This window comes from Pseudomonas marincola (genome assembly GCF_900682675.2).
In the GTDB taxonomy this organism is placed as follows: domain Bacteria; phylum Pseudomonadota; class Gammaproteobacteria; order Pseudomonadales; family Pseudomonadaceae; genus Aquipseudomonas; species Aquipseudomonas marincola.
In genome coordinates this window covers 3,142,508-3,160,306 of the sequence record NZ_LR215729.2, presented here as the reverse complement: position 1 = coordinate 3,160,306, position 17,799 = coordinate 3,142,508, and the positions used below count along the sequence as shown (strand labels likewise).

At 56.6% G+C, this 17,799-nt stretch carries 15 protein-coding genes and 3 tRNA genes; 12 read left to right on the top strand and 6 right to left on the bottom strand.

All coding sequences use genetic code 11. The annotated features are described in order from the left end of the window. The first annotated feature begins 21 nt into the window (after positions 1–21). The 7 genes from PMYSY11_RS14750 to moaA all read left to right on the top strand — a co-directional run bounded on the left by PMYSY11_RS14750 (position 22) and on the right by moaA (position 10,279). Entirely contained in the window at positions 22–1,443 is a 1,422-nt protein-coding gene (locus PMYSY11_RS14750) for a NarK family nitrate/nitrite MFS transporter (RefSeq protein WP_069899253.1), read from the top strand. A 64-nt stretch (positions 1,444–1,507) separates the two neighbouring features. After that, positions 1,508–5,275: a nitrate reductase subunit alpha gene (locus PMYSY11_RS14745; protein ID WP_150547273.1), complete on the top strand. Its 3,768-nt coding sequence runs from the start codon at positions 1,508–1,510 to the stop codon at positions 5,273–5,275. Positions 5,276–5,286: 11 nt separating this feature from the next. Then, a complete protein-coding gene (gene narH / locus PMYSY11_RS14740; RefSeq protein ID WP_150547272.1) occupies positions 5,287–6,825 on the top strand; it encodes a nitrate reductase subunit beta in 1,539 nt (512 codons plus the stop codon). A 2-nt stretch (positions 6,826–6,827) separates the two neighbouring features. After that, a complete protein-coding gene (gene narJ / locus PMYSY11_RS14735) occupies positions 6,828–7,583 on the top strand; it encodes a nitrate reductase molybdenum cofactor assembly chaperone (protein WP_150547271.1) in 756 nt (251 codons plus the stop codon). Next, the gene (gene narI / locus PMYSY11_RS14730) at positions 7,576–8,256 is read left to right on the top strand and encodes a respiratory nitrate reductase subunit gamma (RefSeq protein ID WP_150547270.1); all 681 of its coding nucleotides are present in this window, start codon (positions 7,576–7,578) and stop codon (positions 8,254–8,256) included. The genes narJ and narI overlap by 8 nt, the downstream gene beginning before the upstream one ends. 10 nt (positions 8,257–8,266) lie before the next feature. After that, positions 8,267–9,196 carry a peptidylprolyl isomerase gene (locus PMYSY11_RS14725; protein WP_150547269.1) on the top strand — a complete coding sequence of 310 codons (930 nt, stop codon included), beginning with the start codon at positions 8,267–8,269 and terminating at the stop codon, positions 9,194–9,196. A gap of 90 nt (positions 9,197–9,286) precedes the next feature. Further along, positions 9,287–10,279: a GTP 3',8-cyclase MoaA gene (gene moaA, locus PMYSY11_RS14720; protein WP_069899243.1), complete on the top strand. Its 993-nt coding sequence runs from the start codon at positions 9,287–9,289 to the stop codon at positions 10,277–10,279. Positions 10,280–10,494: 215 nt separating this feature from the next. On the opposite strand, the gene PMYSY11_RS14715 is transcribed toward moaA, so the two are convergent. The 3 genes from PMYSY11_RS14715 to PMYSY11_RS14705 all read right to left on the bottom strand — a co-directional run bounded on the left by PMYSY11_RS14715 (position 10,495) and on the right by PMYSY11_RS14705 (position 11,302). Further along, a tRNA-Met gene (locus tag PMYSY11_RS14715) sits at positions 10,495–10,571 on the bottom strand. Between the two features lie 309 nt (positions 10,572–10,880). Next, positions 10,881–10,957 (bottom strand) — tRNA-Met (locus PMYSY11_RS14710). Positions 10,958–11,225: 268 nt separating this feature from the next. Beyond that, a tRNA-Met gene (locus PMYSY11_RS14705) sits at positions 11,226–11,302 on the bottom strand. Positions 11,303–11,602: 300 nt separating this feature from the next. Between PMYSY11_RS14705 and PMYSY11_RS14700 the strand changes: the two genes are divergently transcribed. After that, entirely contained in the window at positions 11,603–11,815 is a 213-nt protein-coding gene (locus PMYSY11_RS14700; RefSeq protein ID WP_150547268.1) for a hypothetical protein, read from the top strand. A gap of 23 nt (positions 11,816–11,838) precedes the next feature. Here PMYSY11_RS14700 and PMYSY11_RS14695 read toward each other — a convergent pair whose 3' ends face one another. After that, on the bottom strand, positions 11,839–12,576 hold the full coding sequence (locus PMYSY11_RS14695; protein ID WP_069899235.1) for a GntR family transcriptional regulator: 738 nt from the start codon (positions 12,574–12,576) through the stop codon (positions 11,839–11,841). A 178-nt stretch (positions 12,577–12,754) separates the two neighbouring features. Here PMYSY11_RS14695 and PMYSY11_RS14690 point away from each other — a divergent pair, with 178 nt between their 5' ends. From PMYSY11_RS14690 to dinB, 4 genes are all read left to right on the top strand, one after another. Continuing rightward, positions 12,755–13,606, top strand: coding sequence for an amidohydrolase family protein (locus tag PMYSY11_RS14690; protein ID WP_150547267.1), 852 nt, complete (start codon positions 12,755–12,757; stop codon positions 13,604–13,606). Between the two features lie 15 nt (positions 13,607–13,621). Then, positions 13,622–14,923, top strand: a complete 1,302-nt coding sequence (locus PMYSY11_RS14685; protein WP_069899231.1) for an SLC13 family permease — start codon at positions 13,622–13,624, stop codon at positions 14,921–14,923. 129 nt (positions 14,924–15,052) lie between these two features. Continuing rightward, a complete protein-coding gene (locus tag PMYSY11_RS14680; RefSeq protein ID WP_150547266.1) occupies positions 15,053–15,580 on the top strand; it encodes a DUF3087 domain-containing protein in 528 nt (175 codons plus the stop codon). 243 nt (positions 15,581–15,823) lie between these two features. Then, entirely contained in the window at positions 15,824–16,891 is a 1,068-nt protein-coding gene (gene dinB, locus PMYSY11_RS14675) for a DNA polymerase IV (RefSeq protein ID WP_150547265.1), read from the top strand. A gap of 59 nt (positions 16,892–16,950) precedes the next feature. On the opposite strand, the gene PMYSY11_RS14670 is transcribed toward dinB, so the two are convergent. Beyond that, positions 16,951–17,355, bottom strand: a complete 405-nt coding sequence (locus PMYSY11_RS14670) for an META domain-containing protein (protein ID WP_090508693.1) — start codon at positions 17,353–17,355, stop codon at positions 16,951–16,953. A 2-nt stretch (positions 17,356–17,357) separates the two neighbouring features. After that, positions 17,358–17,789 (bottom strand): hypothetical protein, encoded by a 432-nt coding sequence (locus tag PMYSY11_RS14665; RefSeq protein ID WP_069899223.1) that lies wholly within the window; start codon positions 17,787–17,789, stop codon positions 17,358–17,360. Positions 17,790–17,799: the final 10 nt, after the last annotated feature.

Sequence of the window (17,799 nt, the reverse complement as noted above, 5' to 3'; positions counted from 1 at the left end):
TTAAGGTTCAGGAGACTCGCAATGAGTACACCCAATAACACCCCAACACCGAAGCCCGCGCCGAGCAAAGTGGGGCCTGTGATTGATGACTGGCGTCCAGAGGACCCAGAGTTTTGGGAGCGCATTGGTAAGCGTGTGGCCACGCGTAATCTGTGGATCTCGATTCCCGCGCTATTGCTGGCGTTTGCCGTCTGGATGGTGTGGAGCACGGTGATCGTGCGGCTCAATGCCATCGGCTTCAACTTTGGCACTGACCAGCTGTTCTGGCTGACAGCTTTGCCGGCGCTCTCTGGTGCCACCTTGCGGGTGTTCTACTCGTTTATGGTGCCGGTGTTTGGCGGGCGTCGCTGGACCGCGATCAGCACCGCCTCGCTGTTGCTTCCGGCCATCTGGATGGGCATTGCGGTACAGAACCCGGATACGCCCTACAGCGTGTTTGTGTTGATCGCGCTGCTGTGTGGTTTTGGTGGCGGCAACTTCGCCTCGTCGATGTCCAATATCAGCTTCTTTTACCCTAAAGCGCAGCAGGGCACCGCGCTGGGCTTGAACGCCGGTCTGGGTAACCTGGGTGTGTCGGTGATGCAATTCACCGTGCCGCTGGTAATCGGCGTCAGCTTGTTTGGCGGCATTGCCGGTGCTCCGCAAGAGTTAAAAGATGGCACTCAACTGTGGCTGCAAAACGCCGGTTATGTGTGGGTCCCGCTGATTGCGTTGCTGGCGATTGCCGCGTGGTTCGGCATGAACGACCTGACCAGCGCCAAGGCGTCATTCAGCGAACAGGCGGTGATTTTCAAGCGTAAGGATAACTGGCTGATGTGCTGGTTATACCTCGCCACATTCGGCTCGTTTATCGGCTTTGCCGCGGCATTTCCGATGCTGATCAAAACCTCATTTCCAGACGTCGACGCCCTTAAATTCGCCTTTCTCGGGCCGTTTGTAGGCGCGGCTGTGCGTCCTCTGGGCGGCTGGGTGGCTGATCGCCTTGGCGGCGCTCGCGTCACCTTGTGGAATTTCGTGGTGATGATCGGCTCGATTTTCGGCGTCCTGCATTTCCTGCCTCAGGGCGACAACCCTGGGAGTTTCTACGGCTTTCTGAGCATGTTCATGCTGCTGTTCATCACCACCGGCATTGGCAATGGCTCAACCTTTCGCATGATTCCGGTGATCTTCCGCACGCTGCATCAACGCTGGAGTGCGGGTAAGGATCAGGAGGCGCAAGCACAGGCCAAGCAACAGGCGGGTATGGAGTCTGCTGCTGTGGTCGGTTTCACCTCGGCGATTGGTGCGTTCGGCGGCTTCTTCATCCCCATCGCTTTCGCCACTGCAATGGCGGATGCCGGCGGCCCGGAAGTGGCCATGTACATCTTCATTACTTACTACCTGAGTTGCATTGGCGTGACTTGGTGGTGGTACGCACGTAAAGGCGCAGAGACGCCTTGTTAATACCTAACCGTTAGTCATGCGGGCGTTAGGTAAGAGCTGGCGCCAAACCTGAGAGGATTGATAAATGAGCCATATACTCGATCAGCTGCGCTTTTTTAAACGCAAGCAGGGTGAGTTCGCCAATGGACACGGCGAAACGCGCAAGGAGTCCCGGGACTGGGAAAACGTTTATCGCGCCCGTTGGCAGTACGACAAAATCGTACGCTCAACGCACGGGGTTAACTGCACCGGTTCTTGTTCTTGGAAGATTTACGTCAAGAATGGATTGATCACCTGGGAAACCCAGCAGACCGATTATCCGCGTACGCGCAATGACTTGCCTAACCACGAGCCACGTGGTTGCCCGCGAGGCGCCAGTTACAGCTGGTACATCTACAGCGCCAACCGCCTAAAGTATCCGAAGGTGCGCAAGCCGCTGCTCAAACTCTGGCGCGAAGCCCGCGCAACGATGGCGCCGGTTGAGGCGTGGCAGAGCATTGTTGAAGATCCGGTCAAAGCTGAGAGCTACAAAAGCAAGCGCGGCATGGGCGGTTTCATCCGTTCGCATTGGGATGAAGTCAATGAAATCATCGCCGCTGCCAACGTATACACCACCAAGCAATATGGCCCGGATCGCGTGGTTGGCTTCTCGCCCATTCCGGCCATGTCGATGGTCAGCTACGCCGCAGGCGCACGCTATCTGTCGATGATCGGCGGTGTGTGCCTGAGCTTCTACGACTGGTACTGCGATTTGCCACCGGCCTCACCGCAGGTGTGGGGTGAGCAAACCGACGTGCCGGAGTCGGCTGACTGGTACAACTCCAACTACATCATTGCCTGGGGCTCTAATGTGCCGCAGACACGTACACCCGATGCGCACTTCTTTACCGAGGTTCGTTACAAAGGCACCAAGACCGTGGCAATTACGCCGGACTATGCCGAAGTCGCCAAGCTGACCGATCAGTGGTTAAACCCGAAGCAGGGCACGGATGCGGCACTGGCGCAGTCGTTTGCGCACGTGATCTTCAAAGAATTCCACCTGGAAAAGCCCAGCGCTTATTTCACCGATTATGCCAAACGCTACACCGACTTGCCGGTGCTGGTACTGCTGGAATCACGTGATGAAGGCTACAGCGCCGGACGCTTCCTGCGCGCCTCTGATCTGGCCGATAACCTCGGTCAGGAGAATAACCCCGAGTGGAAAACCATCGCCATTGATGCCAGTGGCGAGCTGGTTTCACCGCAAGGCTCGATTGGTTATCGCTGGGGTGAGAAGGGCAAATGGAACATTGAAGCGCGTGAGGGTGGCGCCGGTCGTGAGGTCGATCTCACGCTCAGCCTGATAGACAGCGGTGAGTCCAGTGACGTCGCGTTTCCGTATTTCGGCGGCCAGACCCACGACTACTTTCAGCATGTTCAAGGCGAAGCGATCCAGCTACGTCGCGTGCCAACTCGCAGCATCACCCTCGCCGATGGCAGCACAGCTAAAGTGGCCAGCGTGTTTGACTTGATGGCCGCTAATCTGGGCATCGACCGCGGGATCGGCGGCAGCAATGTGGCCAGCAGTTATGACGACGCCACAGTGCCGGGCACCCCGGCTTGGCAAGAACAGATTACTGGTGTCAGCCGCGAGAAAGCGATTCAGATTGCCCGCGAATTTGCGGATAACGCCGACAAGACCAAAGGTCGCTCCATGATCATCGTCGGTGCGGCGATGAACCACTGGTATCACATGGACATGAACTACCGCGGGCTGATCAATATGCTCATGCTCTGCGGCTGTGTGGGCCAGACTGGTGGCGGCTGGGCGCACTATGTCGGGCAGGAAAAACTGCGGCCGCAATGTGGCTGGTTGCCGTTGGCATTTGGGCTGGACTGGAGCCGTCCGCCGCGTCAAATGAACGGCACCAGTTTCTTCTACAACCACAGTTCGCAGTGGCGCCATGAGAAGCTCAACATGCACGACGTGCTCTCGCCAATGGCCGACAAGTCGAAGTTCCCCGAGCATGCGCTCGACTACAACATTCAGGCCGAGCGCGGCGGCTGGTTGCCAAGCGCGCCGCAGCTTAACCGCAATCCGTTGCAGATCACCCGTGATGCGGCGGCTGCGGGGTTGTCGCCGGTCGATTACGTCACTCAGTCGCTGAAAGATGGCAGCCTGCGCTTTGCCTGTGAGCAGCCGGATAATCCCGATAACTTCCCGCGCAATATGTTCATTTGGCGCTCTAACTTGCTGGGTTCTTCCGGTAAGGGCCATGAGTACATGCTCAAGTATTTCTTGGGTACCAAAAACGGTGTGATGAACGAAGACATCGGCAAAACCGGCGGCGCTATTCCCAAAGAAGTCGAGTGGGTTGAAGAGGGCGCAATCGGCAAGATCGATTTGGTCACGACTCTCGATTTCCGCATGTCATCCACTTGTGTTTACTCAGACATCGTTCTGCCAACGGCCACCTGGTACGAGAAGGACGACATGAACACGTCCGACATGCACCCGTTCATTCACCCGCTCTCCGCGGCGATTGATCCGGCCTGGGAGTCGCGTTCCGACTGGGAAATATACAAAGGCATCGCCAAGCATTTCTCGAAAATGGCCGAGGGCCATTTGGGTGTCGAGCAGGATCTGGTCACCGTGCCGCTGCTTCACGATACCCCGGGAGAGTTGGCTCAGCCGTATGGTGGCACCGATTGGAAAACCGCCGGTGAAGATCCGGTGCCGGGCAAGAACTGCCCGAACATGATGGTGGTTGAGCGCGACTACCCGAATATCTACAAGCAATTCACCTCGCTCGGCCCGTTACTCGACAAGTTGGGTAATGGCGGTAAAGGCATTAACTGGAACACCCAGCATGAGGTCGATTTCCTCGGCAGCCTCAATCACAAGGTCACCGATGAAGGCGTCAGCAAAGGTCGCCCGCAGATTCAAACGGCGATTGATGCAGCCGAAGTCATCCTCTCGCTGGCGCCAGAAACCAATGGCCATGTGGCCGTTAAGGCGTGGGCTGCGCTGTCGGAGTTCACCGGTCTCGATCACACCCATTTGGCCAAGCCGAAGGCGCACGAAGCGATCCGCTTCCGCGATATTCAAGCGCAGCCGCGCAAGATTATTTCCAGCCCGACGTGGTCGGGGCTGGAAGACGAGAACGTCAGCTACAACGCCGGCTACACCAACGTTCACGAGTTTATTCCGTGGCGCACGATTACCGGGCGTCAGCAGTTCTATCAGGACCATCCGTGGATGGAAGCTTTCGGCGAGCAGATGATGAGTTATCGGCCGCCAGTCAACACCCGCACGATTGAAGTGGTGAAGGATCAGCGGCCCAACGGCAACAAAGAAATTGTTCTCAACTGGATCACGCCGCACCAGAAATGGGGCATTCACAGCACCTATACCGATAACTTGCTGATGCTCACGCTGAGCCGTGGCGGACCGATTATCTGGCTGTCTGAGAACGATGCGAAAAGCGCCGGGATTGAAGACAACGATTGGGTCGAATGCTTTAACGCCAACGGCGCCTTGACCGCGCGTGCAGTGGTCAGCCAGCGGGTTAAAGACGGCATGGTGATGATGTACCACGCCCAGGAACGGATCGTGAATCTGCCCGGCGCGGAAACCACTAAAACCCGTGGCGGCCACCATAACTCGGTCACCCGTGTGGTGCTCAAACCGACCCACATGATTGGCGGTTATGCGCAGCAATCGTACGGCTTTAACTATTACGGCACGGTGGGCTGTAACCGCGACGAATTCGTCGTGGTGCGCAAGATGCACAAGGTTGACTGGCTCGATGGCACCGATGTTGGCGGTTTGGGTGACGACGCTTTGCCACAACCACTGCCACAGAATATTTGAGGGAAGTTGCCATGAAGATTCGCTCACAAGTTGGCATGGTCCTGAACCTGGACAAATGCATCGGTTGCCACACCTGTTCGGTGACCTGTAAGAACGTTTGGACCAGCCGTGAAGGGATGGAATACGCCTGGTTCAATAACGTCGAAACCAAGCCCGGCATTGGTTACCCCAAAGAGTGGGAGAACCAGGACAAGTGGAAAGGCGGCTGGATTCGAAACGCCGATGGTTCGATCAATCCAAAAATTGGCGGTAAGTTTCGGGTGTTGGCGAACATTTTTGCCAACCCTGATTTGCCGGTGATTGATGATTACTACGAGCCATTCGACTTTGACTATCAGCACCTGCACACCGCGCCGTTAGGTCAACATCAGCCGATTGCCCGGCCACGCTCGTTGATCAGCGGCAAGCGTATGGAAAAGATCGAGTGGGGGCCAAACTGGGAAGAAATTCTCGGCACCGAGTTCGCCAAGCGCCGCAAGGACCGCAACTTCGACAGTATTCAGGCGGATATCTATGGCGAGTATGAAAATACTTTCATGATGTACCTGCCGCGCCTGTGCGAGCACTGCCTGAATCCGGCCTGCGCGGCTTCGTGCCCGAGTGGTGCGATCTACAAGCGTGAAGAAGACGGCATCGTCCTGATCGATCAGGAAAAATGCCGTGGCTGGCGCATGTGCATCAGCGGTTGTCCTTACAAGAAGATTTACTACAACTGGAAAAGCGGCAAATCCGAGAAGTGCATCTTCTGTTATCCGCGTATCGAAGCGGGTATGCCCACCGTGTGCTCGGAAACCTGCGTCGGGCGTATTCGTTATCTCGGCGTGCTCTTGTATGACGCCGACCGTATCGCCGAAGTGGCGAGTACGGCCAGTGAGCAGGACCTGTATCAGAAGCAGTTGGAGATTTTTCTCGACCCGAACGATCCGGCTGTGATCAAGCAGGCGCTGGCCGATGGTGTACCGATGTCCGTGATCGAAGCGGCGCAGCAGTCGCCGGTGTACAAGCTGGCTGTCGACTGGCAGTTGGCGCTGCCGCTGCACCCGGAATATCGCACCTTGCCGATGGTCTGGTATGTGCCGCCACTGTCACCGATCCAGAACGCCGCACAAGCCGGTCACATCAGCATGGATGGTGTACTGCCGGACGTCGATAGTCTGCGGATTCCGCTGCGTTATCTGGCCAATCTGCTGACTGCCGGTGACGAAAAACCGGTGAAGCTGGCGCTCAAGCGTTTGCTGGCCATGCGCGCCTATAAGCGTGCGCAGCAAGTAGACGGTGTGCGCGATCTGAAAGTGTTGGAAGACGTGGGCCTGACGGAGTTGCAGGTCGAAGACATGTACCGCTATCTGGCTATCGCCAATTACGAGGATCGCTACGTGATTCCGAGTGCTCACCGCGAAGAGGCCATGAGCGACGCATTCGCTGAGCGCTCGGGTTGTGGTTTCAGCTTCGGCAGTGGCTGTAATGGCAGTTCGGATACCAACATGTTTGGCGCTAAAAAGGCCACCCAGCGCGACATTCTGAAAACCGTGCAGATCTGGGAGGATTGAGCATGCAAATTCTCAAAGTGATTTCCCTGCTGCTGGACTATCCAACCGAGCAACTGGTCGAGGCGCGCGCTGAGTTGAGCGCCGCTATTAACGCCTCGCGTGAGATCAGCCCGCAGCAACGTGCGGCGGTGCAGGTGTTACTGGAAAACATCACCGGCGGTGACCTGATGGACAGCCAGGAGCATTACAGCGCGCTGTTTGGTCGGGGTCGTTCGCTGTCTCTTTTGTTGTTTGAACATGTGCATGGCGAGTCGCGTGACCGCGGCCAGGCCATGGTCGACATGATGGCGCAGTACGAGGCCGACGGGTTTGATATCGGGGTCAAGGAGTTGCCCGATTACATCCCGCTGTATCTCGAATATCTGTCGACCCGTGAAGACCTGAAAGCCCGCGAAGGGCTGGCTGATGTCGCGCATTTACTGGCATTGCTGGCCGCGCGTCTTGATGAGCGCGAGAGCAGCTACGCCAGTTGCATGCGCGCACTGTTGCAGATTGCAGGTGCAGAGCCGAGCGTTGCAGTTGCCGAGGTGCGTGAACAGGTTGCCGCAGAAGTACGCGATGACTCGCTCGAAGCACTGGACAAGGTCTGGGAGGAGGAGGCTGTCGACTTCCTTCAGGCCGAGCAACAAGACCGTTGCCCAAGCCAGACCACCGCGCCCGGCAAAGCTCGCGAAGAGCTGCCGGTGCCCATGCATTGGGTCGATTTCAATACGGACGATAAGCGCGAGCCACAGTTTCGGGAGGTGCAGGATGTCTAACACAAACTTGCTGTTATTCGGGGTCTATCCCTACGTTGCGCTGGCTATTTGCCTGATTGGCAGTTGGGCGCGGTTTGACCTTTCGCAGTACACCTGGAAGACCGGTTCAAGCCAAATGCTCAGTAACAAAGGCATGCGCATGGCCAGCAACATGTTCCATGTCGGGGTTCTGTTTGTCCTGCTCGGGCACTTTGTCGGGCTGCTGACACCGCCTGCGCTGTATCACCATGTGATCAGCACTGAAAACAAGCAACTGCTGGCAATGGTCTCGGGTGGCATATTCGGTGTGATCTGCCTGGTCGGTTTGCTCATGCTGATCCATCGCCGTCTCACCGATCCCCGCGTGCGCGCCTCGTCGAGCTTCTCGGATGTGATGATTTTGCTGGTGTTGCTGGTGCAGTTGCTGCTCGGTCTCGGCACTATCTTTGCCTCGACCGCTCACCTCGATGGCTCGGTGATGATTCTGCTGGGTAACTGGGCGCAAGCTTTGGTGACATTGCAACCCATGGTGGCGGCGGAAAATATTGCCGGCGTCGGCTTGGTCTACAAGCTGCACGTATTCCTCGGCATGACCTTGTTCGTACTGTTCCCCTTTACCCGTTTGGTGCACATGGTCAGCGCGCCAATCTGGTACTTGGGTCGTCGTTATCAAATCGTTCGCCAGAAAGGCTGAGGAGTGGCTGATGAGTATTCAACAACCTCACAATGGACATAGCGGCTCGTGCAACGGCAGCAACGCTGCGGTTGCCCAAGGGGCCGGGGTCCAGACATTTGTTCCGGCAGCAGTTAAGTCCAGCGCTGCGCCGGTAGAGTTGATCGCCAGCAGCGAGCAGGAATGGCCGCGGATCAAGGTCAACGGCATTGTTATCGAGCAAGAGCAGATCGCGTTGGAGCTGCAATACCACGCCGCTCCCACGCGCAATGAGGCGGTGTTCTTGGCAAGCCAGGCGCTGGTGATTCGAGAGTTGCTCCGCCAGCGCGTCAATGCGCTCAACCTTAAGGTAATGCGGCAAGGGGCGGAGAGCGAAGAGGAGGCGCAAATCAGCGCGCTGATCGAACGGGAGATTGAATTGCCGCGTGCCGATGAAGCGGCATGCCAGCAGTACTTCGATAAAAACCGTAAGCGTTATTCCAGTGCGCCCCTGATAGCAGCGCGGCATATATTGCTCGCGGCCGACCCGGAAGATGCGATGGCATGCAGCAAGGCGCGTGAGCAGGCGGATGCCTTGATTGTGCAACTGCAAAGCGATAAAAAACGCTTCGCTGAACTGGCATTGGCTCATTCCGATTGTCCGTCAAAGCAACAAGGCGGCGCGCTGGGCCAGATCAGTAAAGGCCAGACCGTGCCTGAGTTTGAGCGGCAACTGTTTCGTTTGCCGCTGGGCTTGGCCGCGCAGCCAATCGAGAGCCGCTATGGTTACCACGTGGTCTGGATCGATCAACGAATCGAAGGTGAATTGCTGCCCTATACTGCAGTTGTCGGCTCGATTCGCACCGAGCTTGATCAGCGTGTTTGGCAGGTGGCGCTGGTGCAGTACATCAAGGGTTTGATTGGGCAGGCAGACATACAAGGTATTTTGCTTGAAGGAGCGGATTCTCCTCTGGTGCAATAACCTTCAAGTCGGCGACATGGATGTTGCCTTGTTCAGCGAAATAACAGACCCTCAGGGCGTGTGCGCATGAGTCATTAACAGGAGTCACAGATGCACGGTTCGATGCAGGATGGATTTGGTCGGCATATCGACTACTTGCGAATGTCGGTGACTGATCGCTGTGATTTTCGCTGTGTCTATTGCATGGCGGAAGAGATGACGTTTCTGCCGCGTGAGCAAATCCTTTCTCTGGAAGAACTTTATCGTCTGGCCGCATTGTTTGTCGGGCAAGGCGTTAAGAAGATCCGCCTGACCGGTGGCGAGCCTCTGGTACGCCGGGGCATCGTCGGCCTTTGCGAGCAAATCGCAGCACTGCCAGGTTTGCGCGAACTGGTGATGACCACCAATGGTTCGCAGTTGGTCAAACTGGCGAAGCCTTTGGCAGACGCGGGGGTCAAGCGACTGAATATCAGCCTGGATAGTTTGCAGGCCGATAAATTTCACGCGATCACCCGCACTGGCGATCTTCAGCAGGTGCTCGATGGCATTGAGGCTGCGCGCCAAGCCGGCTTTGAGCGAATCAAGCTGAACACTGTGGCCATGGCCGGACGCAATGAAGATGAAGTACTCGACTTGGTTGAGTTTGCCCTGGCCCGTGACCTTGATATCACCTTTATCGAGGAAATGCCGCTGGGCGATGTCGGGCGCTCGCGCGGCGAGAGCTTTTTTGCCAGTGATCAAGTGCGTGACCTGATTGCCGAGCGCTACTCGATTATCGACAGCGCTGAGCAAAGTGGCGGCCCTGCACGTTACATTCGCCTTGAAGGTTTTGCGCAAAGCCGCATTGGCTTTATCTCACCGCACTCGCATAACTTCTGCGCCACCTGCAACCGCGTGCGCCTGACCGTAGAAGGGCGGTTGCTTCTGTGTTTGGGGCATGAGAACTCGGTTGATCTGCGCGCTCTGCTGCGCCGTTATCCCGAGAACGATCAGCCGTTGCTCGACGCGGTGGGGGCGGGCCTGCAGCGCAAGCCTGAGCGCCATGAGTTCACCCATGACAACGACATTCAGGTGGTGCGCTTCATGAATGCCACAGGTGGCTAAGGCGTAATCGGCTGTTTTGCAAAGGTCGCCGTGTGCGGCCTTTTTGCTGGGCGAAAAACACAGGCGCAGCTCTTTTGTCGATGTTCTGCTTCGGGCGCGCTGCGTTTTAGTTGCCAGCTAAAGCGAAAACGCAGCCGACAAACACGCACGAATAAAATAGCCCACACAGCAAAAGGCCCCGGCAGTTTTCACTGTCGAGGCCTCATGCATGAATCTGGTTGCGGGAGCCGGATTTGAACCGACGACCTTCGGGTTATGAGCCCGACGAGCTACCAGACTGCTCCATCCCGCGGCCGCCATTCTATGCTTCTGAGTGTGTGTGTCAACCGTGAGGGCGGAAAAAACTGTTTTATCTTCAATTATTTAGCGCACAGGTCAGGCGTTAAGCGATGTATTTGCGCTTGCTGAGCGGTGCTGGGGATATATTTCCAGACGACGCCGGAGTGCATTTCGCGTACTGGCACGTAGCAAATAGGTGACATGCCCCGAGTGCTACAGGAGAGCTGCAGTTTGGAAAAGTGAACCGCATGGCGGCAACTGAAATGCGCCGCACAGCATAAGGCCCCGGCAGTTTTCACTGTCGAGGCCTTATGCATGAATCTGGTTGCGGGAGCCGGATTTGAACCGACGACCTTCGGGTTATGAGCCCGACGAGCTACCAGACTGCTCCATCCCGCGGCCGCCATTCTAGCGTCTTTAACCCGGCTGTCAACTTTTATATGGGAATGCCCCTATTTATCAGGCAGAAGGCCTGCGTTTGAGTGGGGTTGGCTGGGTAAGGATTCAGTGCAGGTGCCAGCGCCAGTGCGCAGCCCGCTAGAAAGAGAAGCGTGAGAGCTAGGTTTATCGATGTGCGCTTGAAGCAGGGGGGAGGCTCTGTTTTGTGTAAATCGCAGATAGCAAAAGGCCCCGGCAGTTTTCACTGTCGAGGCCTTTTGCATGAATCTGGTTGCGGGAGCCGGATTTGAACCGACGACCTTCGGGTTATGAGCCCGACGAGCTACCAGACTGCTCCATCCCGCGGTCGCCATTCTATGCTTCTGAGGCCTGCTGTCAACCGCTAACGTTGGAAAAACTATTTTATCTTCAATCGCTTAGCGTCAATATGGATTGCTCCGAATGGCTTGGACCCCTGCCAGCGCGGGGTTTCGCTGCAGTTTGTAAGTCATAAAACGGTCATCCGGGAGAGGCTAAGATTAAAGGTCGTGCTGGCTAAGGCGAATGTCTGCTTGCCCTGCTGTTGCAGTCAAGTAAATCGCCAGTGCGTGACGCTTGGGCCGGTATCGGGTAAAACGGCGTTGGCTTTTAAAGGAGAGAATATTGATGCAAGCAAAATGTAAAGGGTGTGGCGCCAAAGTAGGGCGCGGGCAGACGCATTGTCCCGCTTGCGGAGTCGAGTTGCCCGCGCCGAGCAAATTATTGCCCATGGCGGCCTTTTTCCTGATTGTGATCCTGGTTATCCGCGCTTATATGGATAAACCCGAGAGCGATACTCAAGCGCCTGCTGCTGCAACACCGGCCACACAAGCTCAGTAACTCCCTCTTGCCGCTGGAACGGTTTAAGAAATCTCGACCTGATAGCGAAAGGTGTCGGCCGCTCCACGCGAGATGCGGTACTCCAGTGGGCTGCGGTCATAGCTCAGGGCAATCCGTTCTATCACCACCACTGGCGCATTGTCGGCGATGCCGAGTAGCGCCGCTGCGCTGCTGTTTGCCGGCTCGACGCTGAGGGTTTCCTGCGCCGAGGCAATCATTTGCCCGCATTCCTGCTCGTAAAACGGATAAAGCAGGTTGCCGAATGCCGCAAGATCCAGCTCAAGCAACTTGCCGAAACGCGAAGCGGGTAACCAGATGTCCTCGCTGAACACTGCGCGCGAATCCAGTGTGCGGGTGCGTTGCAGGTACACAACCGATTCCTCTGCCTCAAGTTGCAGGGCCTTGCGCACCTGTTCGGTGGGCGTTAGCAGCTGCCGCGCCAGAATCTGGCTGTCGGGAATCTGTTTTTCGCCCTGACTATTTACCTGGCGGAAAAACCGCAGCAGTGAAGAGGTGAAGTCTGGGCGCCGGACAAAGGTGCCGCGGCCCTGACTGCGTTGCAGCAGTCCATCGGCAACCAGAGTGTCGACCGCTTTTCTGATGGTGCCAATAGCCACCCCGTAACTCTTGGTCAGTTCTTGCTCGGTTGGAATCGGTTCGCCCGGACGCCATTCACCGGCTGCAATCTTGGCCAGCATTTCATCTCGAAGCTGCTGATACAGCGGCAAGCGTTGGTCTGAGCTAAAGCTTGAAGGAGGCATATAGAGGTCCAGACAATCAATTTTTCATACTTTAGCACCGACCGATGGCGGGGTGCATTGGTTGACAGACTGTAGCTCTGAATATATGGTCATCTAAACATATATATGAATTCGTGACTGTATAAAAGGTGTGCTCTGAGCAGTGCACTTACCAATAAATCAGCCAGAGTGTTGCTATATGATCACCTCACACCTGCCGCCCCTGATCGGGATTGATACCCACGCGCATATTTTCAGTCGCGACCTGCCGCTCACCGAAGGGCGCCGTTACAGCCCCGACTATGATGCGTGGATTGAGGATTATCTGCGCCAGCTAGACTCCGTTGGGTTGTCTCACGGGGTGCTGGTGCAGCCCAGTTTTCTCGGGACTGACAACAGTTTTCTGTGTGCGGCGCTGCGCAAGTATCCGCAGCGTTTGCGCGCGATTGCGGTGGTTGAACCGAGCATCAGTGAGGTGCAGTTGGACGCGATGCAGGCGTGCGGTGTGGTCGGTATAAGGCTGAATCTGTTGGGCAAACCGCTCGCCGATTACAGCAGTGCGCTGTGGCAGGATTTTTTTGCGCGACTGGCACGGCGCCAGTGGCAGGTGGAAATTCAGCGGCCGATGGTCGATCTTGCGCCTATTTTGCCGGCAATTCTGGCCAGCGGCGTCACGGTGGTGATTGACCATTTCGGCCTGCCCGAAGGGCAAATCGACCCCGAACTGCCAGCGCATCAAGCATTCTTGCGACTGCTGGCAAGCAGCCCGCAGCTGTATATCAAACTCTCTGCGGCCTACCGCTGCAAAGCCTCGCGTGCGCAGGCGCAGCAGTCGGTCAGCGTATTGCGTTCGACTTGTGGCGGTGTTGACCGCTTCCTCTGGGGAAGCGACTGGCCACATACCCGCCATGAACATGAAACCGATTATGTCGCGCAGTTTGCCGAGATCACTGCATTGCTGCCCGATCCTGCTGAGCGCCGCCAGGTGTTGCTGGAAAACCCGGCACAGCTATTTAAATTTCAGCAACAAGCTGACGCAACAGAACAATAAAAGGCGACTAGAACAATGATGAGTTTGTTGGTGATTGCGGCGATCGTGATTTCGATAGCCCTGGGCTACAAGACCAAAATCAATATTGGTTTGTTTGCCATTGCATTTGCGTACTTGATCGGCTGCTTCGCGATGGGCCTGAGCCCTTCCGATGTGATCATGATGTGGCCACTTAAGATGTTCTTTATCATCTTTTCGGTCTGCCTTTTCTACAGCTTTGCCATCGTCAACGGCACGTTGGAAAAGCTAGCTGAGCATCTGCTCTACAGTTGCCGGCGGTTCCCGCACCTGCTGCCTTACGCAGTATTCATTACCTCGGCGTTGATCGCTGCATTGGGCGCTGGTTACTACACGGTGCTGGCCTTTATGGCGCCAATCACCTTGTTACTGTGCGAGCGCACCCGCATGAGCTTGATTCTCGGGGCGATGGCGGTGAACTACGGGGCGCTGGGCGGTGCCAACTTTGTATCGAGCCAGAGCGGGATTATTTTCCGCACCCTGATGGTCAACTCGGGTATTCCAGAAAATACCGCCTTCATTAACAGTTTCGGCATCTTTGCCAGCACCGTGGCCATTCCATTGCTGGTGATTACCGGCTTTATGTTGTTTACCGGCCATAAGAAGTCAATGCAAAGCTCCACGTACACCATTACCCCGCCAACCCCGCTGAACAGAGAGCAAAGAGTCACGCTGCAACTCACGTTGCTGATGATGGCGCTGGTGCTTCTGGCGCCAATCGCCCACATTGTTTTTCCAGACAATCAAACAGTCACCTTCATCAACTCGAAGATGGACATCGGCTTGATTGCCAGTGTGTTCTCGGTCATCGCCTTGCTGCTGAAACTGGGCGATGAGCGCAAAGCGATGGCGGCTGTGCCGTGGTCGACACTGGTGATGATTTGTGGCGTCGGCATGCTCATCGCCATTGCGATCAAGGCGGGCACAATTGATCTGCTGGCCTCCTGGATTGGTACCTCGATTCCGCCGGTGTTGGTGCCAGTCGCCTTTGGTGTGGTGGCAGCCTTGATGTCGCTGTTTGCCAGCACGCTGGGGGTGGTAACCCCGGCGCTGTTCCCGATTGTGCCGCCGATTGCAGCATCTCTGGGGATTGATCCTTTGTTGATCTTTATCTGCATTGTGGTCGGCGCGCAGGCAACCTCTATCTCGCCATTCTCATCCGGTGGCAGCTTGCTGCTGGGCTCGTGCCCGACCGAAAAAAGCCGTGCCGAGTTCTTTCCGAAGCTGCTGTTCCGCGCTGCGCCCTTGGGTTTTGTCGCGGCCTTGGTGTTCAACCTGGTGCTGAGTTTTGTGCTCTGAGCAAGGTTGAGAGAGGCGCAAATACGTGCATCTGCGCGATTGAATTTGCGCGTGCGCAGTACCGGTGAGCGACTGAGCGGGTGATAATGCCCGCTCGAATTAACGCTGATTAACTAAGGTGCGCTGCAGGTGCTATTCACAATCAAGGAAATCGACCCGCTGGTTTACCGCCAGCAGACCCGGCGCAGCACCTGGAGCATTGCGCTGCTGTTTGTGCTGCTTGCCCTGACATTCTCAACCCTTTCCGTGCAGCTGTTCGGCCAGCCGGGAGGCGACAACTTCTATTGGAATCTGGGCGGGGTCATTGTTGCTTTGCTGCTGACTATCGCGCTGGTGCGCCAGGTGTTCTGGTCGCAGCCGTGGATGGCGTCGGCGGTCTATGGCTGGCAGCTCAAGCGTAGCCTGCTGCGCATTACCAATGTCATGCACGACGTGAAAGCCGGCGTTGCGGCGGGCGATCCGCTGAGTTTCAAGCTGCTGCGTTTCTATCATTTGGGCGTCAGCCAGATGCACCGTCTGGACGGTAACTCCAGCGATCATGTGCAGATGCTCGCTGAAATCGATCAGCATAAAACTGCGATGCAGGCGTTGAACCTGCCGATTGATCAAACCCAATTCGACAGCCAATGGCTCGAGTCGCTGGCCAAGCACGCCTGATCGACACACCGCGTGGCAGAGCCAAATCAGCCTTGATGGTTTTCCGCCACGGCGGCGCAAGCTCGGGGTTTGGCCAGCCCATGCGCACGCTCAGGGTCGTCATTCAAGGTCTCATGGCGCTTGAGAGTTGGTATTATCAGCTGCTGTAAAGACTGGTGCATTTGCGCCTTGCCGGTCATACAGGCCGTAGACACGGCTTGGTTGGCATCTATCGGCGTGCATATTCTTGGGTGGCTGGACTAATTGGTCGCGAAGCAACGAAAAATCATCCATATCGACTGCGACTGTTTCTACGCCGCGGTGGAGATGCGTGATGATCCAAACCTGGCGAGCAAACCGCTGGCTGTCGGCGGCGCAGCAGACCGGCGCGGAGTCATTGCGACCTGCAATTATGAGGCGCGGGCCTATGGTGTGCGCTCGGCAATGGCCACCGGGCATGCACTGAAGCTGTGTCCGGACTTGTATATCGTCAAGCCGCGCTTCGATGTTTATAAAGCGGTATCGCGGGAGATCCATGCAATCTTTCGTGATTACACCGACATTATCGAGCCGTTGTCCCTCGATGAAGCATTTCTCGATGTCACCGACTGCGAGCTTTTTTCCGGCAGTGCAACGCGCATCGCCGCGGACATTCGCCGGCGCGTTTCGCAGACCTTGCACATCACCGTTTCGGCGGGCGTTGCGCCGAACAAGTTTCTCGCCAAGATCGCCAGCGACTGGCGCAAGCCTGATGGTTTGTTTGTGATAACACCGCCCGAGGTGGATGCCTTCGTCGCTGAGTTAGCGGTGAGCAAACTGCACGGTGTGGGCAAGGTTACTGCTGAGAAACTCGCTCGGCAGGGCATTTCGACCTGTGCCGATTTACGTACCTGGGACAAGCTTGGCCTGGTGCGCGAGTTCGGCAGTTTTGGTGAGCGGCTCTGGGGGTTGGCGCGCGGGATTGATGATCGCCCTGTGCAAACCGACAGCCGCCGCCAGTCTGTGAGCGTCGAGAATACCTACCTGCAAGACCTGCCAGACTTAAAGGCATGCTTGGAGCAATTGCCGGAGTTGTTGGCCGAACTGGAAAAACGCATGGCGCGTTTGGATGCCAGCTATCGACCGGATAAACCGTTTGTGAAGGTCAAATTCCATGACTTCACCCAGACCACGCTGGAGCAGGCGGGGGCGCAGCGATCACTGGATAGCTATCAGCTGTTGTTGAGTGGCGCCTATGCGCGTGGCAATAAGCCGGTGCGATTGCTCGGCGTGGGTGTGCGGCTGCAGGATTTGCGCGGCCGGCATGAGCAACTGGAATTGTTTGAGCGCTAGCGCGTGAGGCAAAACCTGCGCCCGGCTGCAATCAGAGCCGGCGCGCAGATTCTGGTGGATCAGTCGTTAACCGGCCACAGGCGAATAGGCTTGCCTTGGGCGGGCCACAAACGCAGCTGGTCGTTCTCGGAGAAGTCCCAGCGCTGCACCTCAGCCAGTGCCTTGAGGAAGCGAGTTTCTTGCTCCATCAATGCAGGCGGGCACATTTTTCGGGTACTGCCGGCTTGAACGAAGTTGATGGCTTCGCCATTGCGGTTATAACCCGAGAACCAGTGGTTGCAGCCGGCGCTGCCGTAAGCACGGCCGTCGGCGCCGAGGGTAATGGTCAGGTGGCTGTTGTCGATCAGCGGACGTTCGCCGATCCATTCAACTTGATAGGTCTTGTCGGTTTCCAGAGTCACGGGCATGGCTGAGCATCCAATGAGGCTGACACTGAGTAGACTTGTAGCTATGAGTGCTTTCATCGTCATTCCTTCTGACATTTCGGGCAAAGGTGTTTGGCGTCGCGACGCAGCCAACCCAGCTCGCTAATCCGGGCTTCGGCAGCGCCTGCTTCGGCTTGTTTGCCAAGCGCGGTATCCACGGCAAATTCAAAGTCTAGCTGTTTGCCACAGCTGTCGCAGGTGACCTGCCAGTTATGGATCGCCAGTTCCTTGAAGGCCGGGCCTTTGGCGACGGCGACCCATTGGCCGGGCGGGGTGATCAGGTGACGGACTTTCTCGACCGTCAGGCGCATGCTCAGATCACGGCTGCCTTTGAGGGTGACTTGCAAAGTGTCGCCGTTGTGAATCGAGCCTCCGTTGCCGGTCACTTGATAACGACCAGCAGCGAGTGCTTTGCATTCAATCAGGGTGTGCTCAGGGTTGAGCAGGTTGTAGCGAAAATCGTGTTCGGCCATGGTTCCTCCA